Origin of the sequence: Dyadobacter linearis, from assembly GCF_907165045.1 — a bacterium.
Taxonomy (GTDB): domain Bacteria; phylum Bacteroidota; class Bacteroidia; order Cytophagales; family Spirosomataceae; genus Dyadobacter; species Dyadobacter linearis.
Window position 1 is genome coordinate 319,379 of sequence record NZ_CAJRAU010000004.1, and the last position, 12,634, is coordinate 332,012.

The following is a 12,634-nucleotide window of genomic DNA, read 5'->3' on the forward strand; positions in this document are numbered from 1 at the left end:
TTGATATAAAAAAACATCCCGGGATTCAGACCCCGGGATGTTTTTGGTTTTAAGCTTGAAAAAAGGACTTATTTCACTGTCACAATGCGCTCTACTTTTTCTTCCGATAGTTGGAAAGTTTTTGATTGAACGTCTTTTCCGCTGATAACGTCCAGTTTGTATTGACCAGCTTCCATACTGTCCAGATTCAGGGTGCGACCGAATTTTTGTTGATTCTTACCAACCGTTTCGCGGTAAACGACATCTCCGTTTTCATTTTTAAGCAATAGAACTGTGTTGCAGTCTGCATTGCTCTTGTCTACCAAAACGTTGATCTTACCTGCTTTAGTTGGGTAAATACCTGTTCCCAGGGCTGCTTTTTTAGCTTCTTTGTCTTCTGCGTTTGCAGTGAAGCCAGCTGCTACGAATGCGAATGCTAATGCGAAAGTTTTGAATGAAGTTTTCATGGCTATTTATGTTTATGGCTGTTGTTTTTGGTTTGATTTTCTTTTTGTCTTTGAGGACATAACAAAGGTGCGGCTAAACCTGGTACTATGTATAACAAAGTACAGGAGTGGAAATTTTAGGTAAGTGAATGGTTGATATCTTTCATGAGTAATTGAGTGGTTAAATGCTGTGGACTTATTTGGTCTAATGATGTCTGCGCGAGCTGAAAGTTGCACGCCTGTTTGTTAATAACTGTTAAAAAAAATGGCCGCCCGCGATGCAGACAGCCATTTCTTGGTAAGACAATGATTTGCCGGAACTTATTCTTTCTCGATAAAGTCCATGTCTTTTGTGAATGTTTCTTCCAGATAATACAACGCTAATAACGCTACCGCAGAAGTAGCGACGCCGATCACCAGCGCACTTTGGATTACGCCCAGATCTGGTTTGAAGCTGACAAACAATGCCGCCAGCGGAATGGTGGCGCCGCGTACAAAGTTCGGTACCGTAGTCGCGACGGTCGCGCGGAGGTTGGTTCCGAAAAGCTCGGCCGCGATGGTGATAAACAAAGTCCAGTATCCATTGCAGAAGCCAAGTAGCCCGCAGAGCAGGTAAAACGAGAAAAGATCTGTCATCGGGATCAACAGATACCCTATTACCATTGCCAGTGAAAGGAGGATAAAAAGCCGGATCACCTTCTTTCTGCTTTTTAAATACTGACTCAATAACCCGCTCACAATATCCCCGCCCACCTGGCCCGAGAATGCGATCATTACCGCTTTTCCTGCATTTATACCAATAATACCCTTTGCCGCGCCGAATTCAGGGGAAAAAGTGATCAGGATCCCGACCACAAACCAGATCGGCAGCCCAACCAGGATCGCCATCATATATTTACCAAATCGCTTTCCGTTGGTTAGGATCATCATAATATTGCCCCGGTCAACCGCCTTTTCCTTCACGTGCTTGAACATACCGGACTCAAATACATTGAACCGCAGCACCAGCAGCAGCAAGCCCATTCCACCGCCCACGAAATAGGAGATCCGCCAGGCGAACATATCTGCGACAAAGTAGGCGAGGATAGCGCCCATTACGCCAAGAGTAGCAACCAGCGTAGTTCCATAGCCGCGTATTTCCTTTGGTAGCACCTCCGTTACCAGCGTAATACCGGCCCCAAGCTCGCCCGCCAGACCTACGCCCGCAATAAAGCGAAGTATCGCATATTGATCCAGTGAGGTCACAAAACCGTTACCGATATTAGCGAGCGAATACATGATAATTGAACCAAAAAGTACCGAAAGGCGGCCCTTTTTATCTGCAATAACTCCCCACAAAACGCCACCGATCAGCATACCGGCCATTTGATAATTGAGCAGGGTAATTCCTTCGGTAAGTAACTGATCATCGGGCACATTCAAGGCTTTCAAACTCGGAACGCGCACTACGCTAAACAAAAACAGGTCGTACATATCGACCAGGTAACCCAGCGCCGCCACGATAACCGGCACCTGCATTAACTGCGAAAGAAGAGAAGGACGGGAAGTAGGAAGTTCGGACATTTTGGGAGCTTTTAGTTTTTAGCTATTAGCAGTTAGCCTTTAGCCCTTAGCTATTGTGAAAAAATTATCAAAGACAATACTTAAAAGCTTATAACGAACAGCTAATAGCTAACAGCTAACAGCTTTTAGCTACCAGCCAACAGCTCAATCACAATCTATCAATCAACATCCCGCCGTCCACACCGATCACCTGGCCGGTGGAGTAGGGGAAATCGCCCCGGGTTAAGGAGGCTACCGCTTTACCTACGTCGTCGGGTGTGCCCCAGCGGGGCTGTAATGCAATGCCGCTCTGGAACAGGTTATCGTATTTTTCCTGGACTTTGGATGTCATATCCGTCGATATAATACCTGGCCGGATCTCGAAAACGGGGATATTGAATTCGGCCATTCTCACGGCGAAAAGCAGATTTGTCATCGCCAGTCCTGCTTTGGAAACGCAGTATTCTCCGCGATTAACAGAAGCGACCGTCGCCGAAATGGACGTTACAAAAATGATCGTGGCTTCAAAGGCGTGGTTATTCTGCTTCGTATGCGCCATTCTTTTTGCAATCGCCTGCGTAAAGAAAAACGGTCCCTGCAAATTGGTCGTCATTACTTCTTCGTAGTTCTCAATGGTAGTTTCAAGAATGTCAAGCCGCACGCGGGGAGCGATTCCTGCATTGTTAACCAGAATATTGATCTCCCCCAGAACAGAGTATGCTTTTTCTATAATTTCCTCACGGTCAGCGGCGGAGGCAATACTTCCCTGGCAGTAGACTGCTTCGGCGCCGAGGCTTCTAAGTTCGTCCAACGCCTCGGTAACGCTATCTTCATCGCGTACGCCATTAATCGCCAGGTTATATCCTTCTTTGGCCAATGCTTTTGCAATGCCAAAACCGATCCCGCGACTTCCTCCCGTAATTAGAGCGGTCTTTTTCATAGTTCGTCAATATCAACCCAGGCGCGTTTTGCCCAGCTTTCCAAACCTTTTTCTGCCAGCTGTACCCCGCGCGCACCTGCTTTCAAATCCCATGGAAATGGCGTGTCCTTTACAATATGTTTCAGGAAAAGCTCCCACTGCGCCTTGAATGCATTGTCAAAAAGCTCTTGCTCAGGTACTTTCGACCAGCCTTCATAAAATGGGATCGGTTGTGGAATATCCGGGTTCCACACTGGCTTCGGCGTATTTCCGTAATGCTGAATGTGGCAATCTCGCAAGCCAGCTACTGCTGAACCGTGCGTTCCGTCTACCTGTAACGTCAAAAGATCGTCGCGGCGAACGCGTACCGTCCACGATGAGTTGAATTGCGCGATCACGTCGCCTTCCAGCTCAAAAGTCGCATAGCAGGCATCGTCGGCAGTTGCTTTGTATGCGTTACCGTTTTCGTCGATGCGCTCGGGAATATGTGTGGCACCTAGGCAGGATACTGATTTTACTTTTCCGAACAGGTTATCCAATACATATCGCCAGTGGCAGAGCATATCTACGATAATACCGCCGTCATCTTCCTTACGATAATTCCACGAAGGCCGCTGGGCAGGGATACTGTGCCCTTCGAAAACCCAGTAGCCGAACTCGCCGCGAACGGAAAGGATTTTACCAAAAAAACCATTTTCCATTAAACGCTTCAATTTCAGCATTCCCGGCAGCCAGAGTTTATCCTGGACCACACCGTTTTTCAATCCAGCAGCTGTCGCCAGCTCATACAGCTCCAATGCTTCCTCCGTAGTAGTACCCGTTGGCTTTTCACAATAAATATGCTTTCCAGCCAAAATTGCTTTCTTCACGGCGGCAGCGCGGCGACCTGTAACCTGAGCGTCGAAATAAATGTGATAATTTGGATCAGACAACACCGAATCAAGATCGGTCGTGTACTTCTGTACGCCCGATTGCTTGCAAAGTGCCTGCAATTTGGATTCGTTCCTGCCCACCAGAATAGGATCGGGCATGATCACTTCGTCCGCAGAAATCTTTACACCACCCTGTTCTCTGATTGCTTTGATCGAGCGCAGCAAATGCTGGTTCGTTCCCATGCGGCCGGTTACGCCGTTCATGATAATGCCGATGTTATGTGTAGTCATTGTATTAAGCTTTTGGCTGTTAGCTATTAGCAGTTAGTTTTTTATACTGTTTTTAAAAATGCATTTGTGATCTCTTCCAGGAAAATGTTCTGGTCTTTGGCCCAATGGATATTTGAAAATATTTCCACTTCACAAAAACCATTGAATCCGGTCGCTTCCACCCAGCTTCTGATCTTTTTCAGGTCAATGCAACCTTCGCCCATTAAGCCGCGGTCGTTGAGGAGATCAATGGTATTCACTTTCCAGTCGCAGACGTGGTAAGCAAGCAGGTTGCCATTTGCGCCGCATCTTGCAATCTCTTTTTCCAGATCCCCGTCCCACCATAAATGGTAAACGTCCACGGCAACTCCTACAAAAGGCGATTTGAAATACTCCGCAAGATCATTCGCCTGCGCCAACGTATTGATCGCCGAACGGTCGGCAGCGTACATGGGGTGCAGCGGCTCGATCGCCAGTTTTACATTCAGTTTTTCGGCAAGAGGTAATATCGCCTGGATCCCTTCTTTGATCTGCTCTCTCGACTTTTCGAGCGACTGGTCAGGCGAGGCTCCGCAAACGAGTACGATCATCGGCGCACCTAATGCAGCGGCTTCTTCAAGCAGTTTTTTGTTATGATCGATCGCCTGCGCGCGGCCTGCACTGCTTGTATGCGGAAAAAAACCGCCGCGTACGTAGGAAACAATTTCAAGACCGGCAGCCCGGATCAGCTCTCCGGCATGTCGAGGACCGATCCGCTCAATTGAACTCTGCCAGACGCTTATTCCTTTGACCCCAGCCGCCGCATACTTTTCCACCGCCTTCGAAAGTTCCCAGGGTTTGGTGGTAATGGAATGAATGCAGCAACGGTCAAGTGTTATATTTTCCAAGGTTAATTCGGATTTTTTAAATGGTCATTTGTTGTCATTGGTGGTCATTTTTAGTCACTTATTGTCATTGGTTGTCATTTGGTGGTCATTTTTAGTCACTTATTGTCATTGTTAGTCATTTTAGTACATTAAATTAACCTCCAACTTATTCCTCCATTAACAACAAATGACCTAATGACTACAAATGACCAATAGTGACAACAAATGACTAACAGTGACTACAAATGACCAATAGTGACTACAAATGACTAATAGTGACAACGAATGACTAACAATGACAAAAACGTTATTCCTTCACCGCACCCAAATAGCTGTAATAAGGCTGCCCTGCATTAATGCGGTGCAGATATAATGCTACTTCCCGTGCGTGATAATCCCCCCACATGCTCGATTCGCCGCAGGGTATTTTCTGGCCTGCGGGTATGTTGTCCCAGCCATTTGGCCGGTGGTAGATCGAATGCAATATCAGCCCCTGGTGGGTTGGGTCAGTAGATAAATAAGGTTCGGCAAAAAGCGAATCCACTGCGGTTAAGCCTGCCTGCCAGTATTTTTTGCCTTCTTCCTGCTGCCCTTTTGCTTCAAGATATTTACCCAATCGCAGTAATCCCTGTGCACCGATTGCAGCAGCCGAGCTGTCGATAGGCTCGAATTCGTTGTATGGATCGGAAGTGCGGTTTGTATAATCGCCTAGTTTGTGAATTTGCGGCGCGCCGGTATCCCAATAAGGTATGCCGTCGGCGGCTGTATTTTCGATATAAAAATCACACGTTGCTTTGGCGGCTTTGAGATATATTCTTTCTATTTCTGCTCTTCCACCTAGTTGCGACAGTTCTTCGTCTGAAAAACTTGCCAGCGATTCCAGTTGTTCGGCAAAACCGAGCATTGCCCAGGCAAGCCCGCGCGTCCAGGTTGTGAATCCTGAAAAACCTTGTTGTGAATTAGGACAGCGATAATTGCCGTCATTCGTATTAAAAACACTTTCATGCGCCGTGCGGCCCCAAAGATCGTAACTGTCGCGGCCTTCACCGTAATAGACTGAATAGTTGGCCGTAGCAATTGAATGCAGTGTTCCGCGTTCGAGCAGACTGGTTTTTACATCATTCTCACCCATTAATCCATGCCCCATCAAATGCGAGACCATCAATGCACGAACCGAGCGGATCGTATCAACAAATAAAGAATGCGGTCCGTTAAATGAGTGAATAAAACCCTGGCCATTTTTAGTATTTGTCCAGCGTTTGGCCTGCACTGCCCCTGATATTTTTAAAGCGATCTCATAAAAGTTGCGTTCCCATTCATTTTCAGGAATGCGACCTTCATTCATCAATCTCAAAAGATTGCCGTAGGTACTTACATTGTTGAAACCATGATCATGCACACCAAAATGGCCCACGTGCGACGCCATGTAATTGACGGTATTTTTTCTGGCTGAATCCAAAAATCTGGTATCGCCGGTTGCGTCAAACTGCAAAACTTCCGCGCCATATTGAAATCCCTGCGTCCATTCTGTCCAGCCTCTGAGCGTGTATTTTCCATTGACGGTAAACACGGGCGTACCTTTCGAGTTGTCGTATTCCCTGTTGATGAGGTCGATTTTCTCGGCGGAAAGCTGCCAGAGTTTGTCGATTTTTGGTTGAAGCGCCGCGGCGGTAAGGTCGTTCCTAATCTGCATAATATCCGGATAGTATTATTTAGTATTTTAAATATAGGATAATACAAAGATATAATGGCCGAAAAGCCAGATCAAGGTACAAATCGGCTAATGGATGGTACTTTTCCGTACTTGATCCCGGTACTCGTTTGGGGTAAGTCCGGTTTTCTTTTTGAAGATCCGACTGAAATAGGAGGGGTCGTCGAGATGAATGTGATAGGCTATCTCTTTGCTGCTCAAACTGGTAAAGACCAAAAGGCGTTTGGCTTCAAGCAGCAGTTTGTCAAGGATATATTCCTGCGAAGGGGTACCGAGGTATTTTTTAGTGATTTTACTCAGATAGTCGGGAGATACTGACAGCGCATTTGCATATTGCTGCACCTCATGCATTTGCCGGAAGTTCTTTTCCACTAACTCCTGAAACCTGCCTACGAGTTCGGGAAGTGTCTGTGTTCCTGCGTCTTCCGGCTGCACATTGCGCTGACTCAACAATGCGCATTTTTGTAAAAACACCCCCAGATATTTCCCGATCAATGCCTGATCCGCGTCTTCGTTCAGATGGTCGGAAACCATATTTTCCAGGATATTATGAAAATAGCGTTTCTCGGTTTCAGATAGTGTAATAATAGGTTGCCGACGCGCGGGCTGGAAAAAAGGCAGCTGCGAGAGCGGTTGACCAACAGGATTATAAAACGTGTAAAAATCTTCGGAAAACGCGACTATAAAACCCTGGAAAGAACTTGAAAAAGTAAGCAAATGCACCTGTCCGGGCGTTAGAAAATGTACGCCCGCTCCCTGGACTGCATAAGAGTGGAAATCGATCTCGTGAAAGCCCTGACCTTCTTCTACGAACAAAATTTCGTAGTAAGTATGCCGGTGCGGAGTGTCGGTGGGCAGGGGAGTGATCGGTAAAGGAATAGCCAGCTCCCTATTGATCTCAATGCTGTTTTTAAAACGGAATATCTTTAATGCAGGAACCTGGCTGGGTGTTTTCGGCAGTGAATGAATAGGTATTGCGTCTGACACTGGAATCATGAGCTGCGTTTTTTCAATTTCGACAGTTTCCTGAAAAGCCAGAAAAACAGCAAACCTACCAGCGCAATGGCGATAACCGGCAGAAAAATAGCCAGGCCGGATATTGTAAATGAAGCAACATTTTCAGCAGTGGAAACAACCGGATTTCCTATTCCGGCGGTGGTTTTGGAGGATAATAGTCTTAACGCGCCGGTGCCCAGCTGAATAATGCCTGCCGTGCCGCCACCAATGATCAGTCCCAGTCCCCAATGTACTACCGGGCTGTCGATCTCGATCACGGAAGTTGTGAGCAATGTACCTGCGATCACTGCCGCCGGCGTGGCGATGGTATCGAGCAGGTTATCGATAAAAGGAATGTAATAGCCGCCGATTTCTAATACAGTGGCGCTGAGGAGCGCGAAGAATGCCGGCAAGGTTGTGAGCCAGGCGAACTGTTCTCCCGGTGTGATCCAACCGTTCATAGCCGCGATATTGGCGAGGAGCATTGGCATAAATACCCTGAAACCGCAGCTCGCGCTGAGCCCGATCCCCAGACAAATACTTAAAAACAGCTCCATTCAGTTTGTGATGATACGATGCAGGTATTCAGAAAGATACACCCGGCAGGGCAGTTTTTTCAAATCGTTGGTGACATTTTTTAATTTTACTTTGTTGACCAAGAACACCAGTCAAGAACCAATCCAAACCAATACCAGGTGAATCAGGAAACCAAAAGCGGCCAGATATTCGATCTACCTACATTAAGACGTTTATATACTTTCGTTCGTCCCTATGAAAAGCAGTTTTATCTGCTGATCGGAATTATTTTATTAAATGCCCTGCTCGCGCCGCTTACTCCGGTTTTAATTAAATATACAATTGATACTCCAATTGCGACCGGCGATTACAAGCAGCTGACTATCATGCTGATCGTGATGGTGATCGTGACGATTTTTCAGGGTATTGCTCAATTTTGGAATACCTACATGTCGGGCTGGCTGGGGCAATACATTATCCGGGATATTCGCGTGGAGCTTTACCAGAAGATCATTGGTTTGCGGTTAAAATTTTTCGATAACACACCGATAGGGCGGCTGGTAACCCGCACGATTTCAGACGTCGAAACACTTTCGAATGTGTTCAGCGACGGAATGGCGGCTATTGCGGGGGATATTCTGCAACTGATCCTGATCATCGCGGTCATGTTTTATATGGACTGGAAATTGTCCCTGATCAGCTTGTCGATGATCCCGCTGATGCTGATCTGTACCTACATTTTTAAGGAAAAAATCAAAGACTCATTCAATGAAGTGCGCGCGGCTGTTTCTAATCTCAACTCGTTTGTTCAGGAGCATTTGACAGGAATGGGCATTGTACAGATTTTTAGCAGTGAGGATATTGAGTATAAAAAATTTAGGGAGATCAATAAAGTACATCGCAACGCGAACATCCGGTCAATTCTGTATTACTCGATCTATTTCCCGGTTGCCGATGTGATCGCTGCTGCGGGTACCGGTTTGGTAGTGTGGTATGGATCGAAGCAAATACTTGAAAGTGAGGTCACATTTGGTACGGTAACAGCATTCGTGATGTTTATCAACCTTTTCTTCCGCCCGATCCGCCAGCTTGCCGACCGTTTTAATACGCTGCAAATGGGGATTGTGAGCACAGACCGCATTCTGAAAGTACTCGACAGCGAGGAATATACATCCAACGAGGGCACCTATGATCCGCCGCTGATCAAAGGTAATGTCGACTTTAAAAACGTCTGGTTCGCCTATAATGACGAGGGATATGTTTTAAAGGATATCAATTTTAGTGTTAAAGAAGGTGAAACGATCGCGCTTGTGGGAGCGACCGGCGCGGGTAAGTCTTCCATTATCAATCTGCTGACCCGGTTTTACGATATTAATAAAGGCAATATCTATGTTGATGGGGTAGAAGTGCACGAGTTCGAACTGAATGCACTTCGGCGGCATATCGGGATTGTGCTGCAAGATGTTTTCCTCTTTTCGGATACGATTGAAAATAATATCCGACTGGGAGATTCTTCCATTACACATGAAAAGATCGTCGAAGCAGCAAAGCTGGTTGGCGTGCACGATTTCATTGAAAGACTGCCCGGCGGCTACACCTATAATGTAATGGAACGCGGTGCGACGCTCTCAGTTGGCCAGCGTCAGCTCATTTCGTTCGTTCGTGCGATGGTTCACGAGCCAAAAATCATCGTTTTGGATGAAGCGACGAGCTCGGTAGATAGCGAGACGGAAGAGCTGATCCAGCACGCGATCGAAACACTTATGAAAGGCCGCACTGCAATCGTTATCGCGCACAGGTTATCCACGATCCAGGAAGCCGACAAGATCATTGTCGTTGACAAAGGGCAGATCGTCGAAGAAGGAAACCACGAGCAGCTACTGGAAAAAGAAGGGTTTTACGCGAACTTGTACCGAATGCAATATAAAGAGGTGCACAAGATCGGTAACGTCTAATTCCTCCTTCCGGTATCCAATGGAATCGGCGGCGGCCCGATCAGGAATTCGTCTTCGGCGCTTCGTCCGGCCGGGGTGCTATCACCTTCTATACCAAGTGAATCGCTCATGCTCGGCAGGTAAAGTGTCGGGCAGTTGTAGTTTTTCTCGATCTTAAAACTCGGTTTCGGAAATGGTCCGGTTTCGTAAGCCAGCGATTTATCCCTGTATATTTTTTCCAGGAAGCTACCCACAATAGGTAATGCGGTTTTTGCGCCTTCTCCCAGATTCGTTGTCCGGAAGTGAATGCTCCTGTCGTCGCCGCCTACCCAGGCTCCCACAACGAGGTCGCGCGTAATGCACATAAACCAGCCGTCAGAGTTGTTGGAGGTCGTACCCGTTTTTCCGCCCAGTTCGTTCCTGTTTTTGGTTACATCAAATTTCCAGCGGATACTTCCAGAAGTTCCCCCCGGCTCTTCTACGCCTGCTTTTAGCATTTGCGTCATCAGAAATGCAGTTTCCGGGCGTATTGCCTGGCGGTGCTCTGCCTGGAATTCCTCTATTACTTTACCGTTACTGTCTTCAATTTTTGTTACCAGGATCGGCTTTGTGTAAGTACCATTGTTCACAAACACGCTGTAAGCTGCGACCATATCATAAAGGGACACATCAAAAGGTCCCAGACCGATGGAGGGAAGTCCTTTCAGCGGCGTAGTGATACCCATTTTCTTAGCGTAACGCGCCACATTATCAGCTCCGATCTGGTCGGTAAGCTCGGCGGTGACCGAGTTTATTGATTGTGCGAGCGCCCTGCGGAGTGTCATGCTTGCATAAGTGTAGGTGCCGGTTGCATTGCGCGGCCGCCACTCTTTCTGCTCACCGTCCTCCATGTATATCTTTTCAAACGGCTTGTCGACGATCTCGTCGCAGGGGGACATATTGAATGTAGAATCGTCGATCGCGGCGGTGTATACGAACGATTTGAAGGTCGAGCCGGGCTGTCTCTTTCCTTGCTTTACCGCATCGTATTTGAAGTAGTTGTAATCCAAACCACCTACCCACGCTTTAATCTGGCCACTTTGCGGGTTCATCGCCATCATTCCGGCACGCAGGATCCGTTTGTAGTAATCCAAAGAATCCATCGAACTCCAGTACTTTTTCATCTCGCCGCTATTCTTCCAGTCGTAGACGGTCATCGTGTCTTTCTTATTCAGATAATACGTGATGCTGTCCGGGTTGTTCGGGAATTTCGCTGCGAGCGATCTGTATTTGCTGGTACGTCTTACTACGGTTGGTAAAAAGTCGGTGATCTCTTTCCCCTGCTCGTCAACCCAGGGATTCTGGTTGCGCCAGTGTTCTTCAAAAACGCGCTGCAACTGCTTCATTTTCTGCGTCATCGCTTCCTCAGCAGCTTCCTGCATGCGCGAATCGATGGTCGTGTATATTTTCAGACCGTCGGTATAAAGGTCATATCCCTGCTCGTCACCCCATTTCTTCACAAAATCCACTACTGCATTCTTGAAATAATTGGCATTTCCGTCGTAGGGAGTTTCAAATTTGGTTTTCAGCTCAATGGGCAATGCGCTGAGCGAATCGGCTTCCTTGGGGCTGAGATAACCATATTTCTGCATTTGCCCGATCACCACATTCCGGCGTTCCTGCGAGCGTTTGATATTCCGGATCGGGTTATAAGTGGTTGTCGCCTTCTGCAAACCAACCAAAACTGCCGCCTCCTGTACATTAAGACTATCCGGCGACTTACTGAAATAGGATTGCGCCGCTGTGTTGATCCCGTAGGTATTATTTCCGTAGTCGACGGTATTGAAGTACATCGTCAGGATCTCTTCTTTCGTGAAGTTCCTTTCCAGCTTAATGGCAGTCAGCCACTCTTTTGTTTTATAAATTAATATACTGAATCCCGGAATATAGCTCAGCAAGCCGCGCGCACCCGATCTTCTGGTTTTAAATAGCTTTTTAGCTAGCTGTTGCGTAATGGTACTACCGCCTCCACGGTCCGTAGCGCCCGTTGCAATGCCAATCGCCACGCTGGCCATTGCTTTGTAATCAATACCTGAATGTTTGTAAAAACGAACGTCCTCTGTCGCGATCAATGCATTCACGAGGTTTGGCGAGATCATTTTGGAAGTTACCGGTGTGCGGTTTTCAGTATAAAACTTCCCGATCATCACACCGTCGGAAGTATATATCTCAGAGGACTGGGCTACTTTGGGATTTTGAAGGTCTTCTACGCTGGGCATGCTGCCCATGAGGTACAGGAAATTGGTTTCAACAGAAAAGATATAAAGTGCAAGTGCTACGAACCCATAAGCGAATGTTTTCCAGATGATCATCACCGGGCGGTAGAAAGGCGATTTTGTGTCCACATTTCTTTCCCACCAATCGTTTAGCGATCTCTTTTTGTCCCGGTAAGATTGGAATAATCTGTCAGCGCGTTTTTTACCTGTAAAAAGCGATGTAAGCTTGTATGCAATACGGTTGATGAGGGAGGCAATGAATCTGAATACTGCCCTTATTTTATTAAAAAACGATCGGATAACTTGCATCAAACGTTATGGTTCGTAA

The 12,634-nt window shown here is 47.0% G+C and carries 10 protein-coding genes; 1 reads left to right on the forward strand and 9 read right to left on the reverse strand.

Features of this window, described 5'->3' with window-relative positions:
• Nucleotides 1-68 precede the first annotated feature (68 nt).
• The 8 genes from KOD92_RS15920 to KOD92_RS15955 all read right to left on the reverse strand — a co-directional run bounded on the left by KOD92_RS15920 (nucleotide 69) and on the right by KOD92_RS15955 (nucleotide 8,158).
• Complete coding sequence (locus tag KOD92_RS15920; RefSeq protein WP_215234567.1) at nucleotides 69-446, reverse strand: hypothetical protein; 378 nt, start codon at nucleotides 444-446, stop codon at nucleotides 69-71.
• A 300-nt stretch (nucleotides 447-746) separates the two neighbouring features.
• Complete coding sequence (locus tag KOD92_RS15925; RefSeq protein WP_215234568.1) at nucleotides 747-1,988, reverse strand: MFS transporter; 1,242 nt, start codon at nucleotides 1,986-1,988, stop codon at nucleotides 747-749.
• Between the two features lie 148 nt (nucleotides 1,989-2,136).
• Nucleotides 2,137-2,907, reverse strand: a complete 771-nt coding sequence (locus KOD92_RS15930; RefSeq protein WP_215234569.1) for a 3-ketoacyl-ACP reductase — start codon at nucleotides 2,905-2,907, stop codon at nucleotides 2,137-2,139.
• Nucleotides 2,904-4,049 (reverse strand): Gfo/Idh/MocA family protein, encoded by a 1,146-nt coding sequence (locus KOD92_RS15935; protein ID WP_215234570.1) that lies wholly within the window; start codon nucleotides 4,047-4,049, stop codon nucleotides 2,904-2,906. The genes KOD92_RS15930 and KOD92_RS15935 overlap by 4 nt, the downstream gene beginning before the upstream one ends.
• Before the next feature lie 41 nt (nucleotides 4,050-4,090).
• Complete coding sequence (locus KOD92_RS15940; RefSeq protein ID WP_215234571.1) at nucleotides 4,091-4,915, reverse strand: sugar phosphate isomerase/epimerase family protein; 825 nt, start codon at nucleotides 4,913-4,915, stop codon at nucleotides 4,091-4,093.
• Between the two features lie 286 nt (nucleotides 4,916-5,201).
• Nucleotides 5,202-6,587 (reverse strand): glycoside hydrolase family 88 protein, encoded by a 1,386-nt coding sequence (locus tag KOD92_RS15945; protein WP_215234572.1) that lies wholly within the window; start codon nucleotides 6,585-6,587, stop codon nucleotides 5,202-5,204.
• Nucleotides 6,588-6,674: 87 nt separating this feature from the next.
• Nucleotides 6,675-7,601: a helix-turn-helix domain-containing protein gene (locus KOD92_RS15950; protein ID WP_215234573.1), complete on the reverse strand. Its 927-nt coding sequence runs from the start codon at nucleotides 7,599-7,601 to the stop codon at nucleotides 6,675-6,677.
• Nucleotides 7,598-8,158 carry a DUF4126 domain-containing protein gene (locus tag KOD92_RS15955; protein ID WP_215234574.1) on the reverse strand — a complete coding sequence of 187 codons (561 nt, stop codon included), beginning with the start codon at nucleotides 8,156-8,158 and terminating at the stop codon, nucleotides 7,598-7,600. The genes KOD92_RS15950 and KOD92_RS15955 overlap by 4 nt, the downstream gene beginning before the upstream one ends.
• A 138-nt stretch (nucleotides 8,159-8,296) precedes the next feature.
• Here KOD92_RS15955 and KOD92_RS15960 point away from each other — a divergent pair, with 138 nt between their 5' ends.
• Nucleotides 8,297-10,072: an ABC transporter ATP-binding protein gene (locus tag KOD92_RS15960; protein WP_215234575.1), complete on the forward strand. Its 1,776-nt coding sequence runs from the start codon at nucleotides 8,297-8,299 to the stop codon at nucleotides 10,070-10,072.
• On the opposite strand, the gene KOD92_RS15965 is transcribed toward KOD92_RS15960, so the two are convergent.
• Nucleotides 10,069-12,615, reverse strand: coding sequence for a penicillin-binding protein 1A (locus tag KOD92_RS15965; RefSeq protein WP_215234576.1), 2,547 nt, complete (start codon nucleotides 12,613-12,615; stop codon nucleotides 10,069-10,071). The two genes, KOD92_RS15960 and KOD92_RS15965, sit on opposite strands and share 4 nt — an antisense overlap.
• Between the last annotated feature and the right edge of the window lie 19 nt (nucleotides 12,616-12,634).

What these genes read in the sequence shown, in the direction of transcription:
- KOD92_RS15920 (WP_215234567.1), bottom strand. Translation starts at nt 446, where the DNA reads ATGAAAACTTCATTCAAAACTTTCGCATTAGCATTCGCATTCGTAGCA.
- KOD92_RS15925 (WP_215234568.1), bottom strand. Translation starts at nt 1,988, where the DNA reads ATGTCCGAACTTCCTACTTCCCGTCCTTCTCTTCTTTCGCAGTTAATG.
- KOD92_RS15930 (WP_215234569.1), bottom strand. Translation starts at nt 2,907, where the DNA reads ATGAAAAAGACCGCTCTAATTACGGGAGGAAGTCGCGGGATCGGTTTT.
- KOD92_RS15935 (WP_215234570.1), bottom strand. Translation starts at nt 4,049, where the DNA reads ATGACTACACATAACATCGGCATTATCATGAACGGCGTAACCGGCCGC.
- KOD92_RS15945 (WP_215234572.1), bottom strand. Translation starts at nt 6,587, where the DNA reads ATGCAGATTAGGAACGACCTTACCGCCGCGGCGCTTCAACCAAAAATC.
- KOD92_RS15950 (WP_215234573.1), bottom strand. Translation starts at nt 7,601, where the DNA reads ATGATTCCAGTGTCAGACGCAATACCTATTCATTCACTGCCGAAAACA.
- KOD92_RS15955 (WP_215234574.1), bottom strand. Translation starts at nt 8,158, where the DNA reads ATGGAGCTGTTTTTAAGTATTTGTCTGGGGATCGGGCTCAGCGCGAGC.
- KOD92_RS15965 (WP_215234576.1), bottom strand. Translation starts at nt 12,615, where the DNA reads ATGCAAGTTATCCGATCGTTTTTTAATAAAATAAGGGCAGTATTCAGA.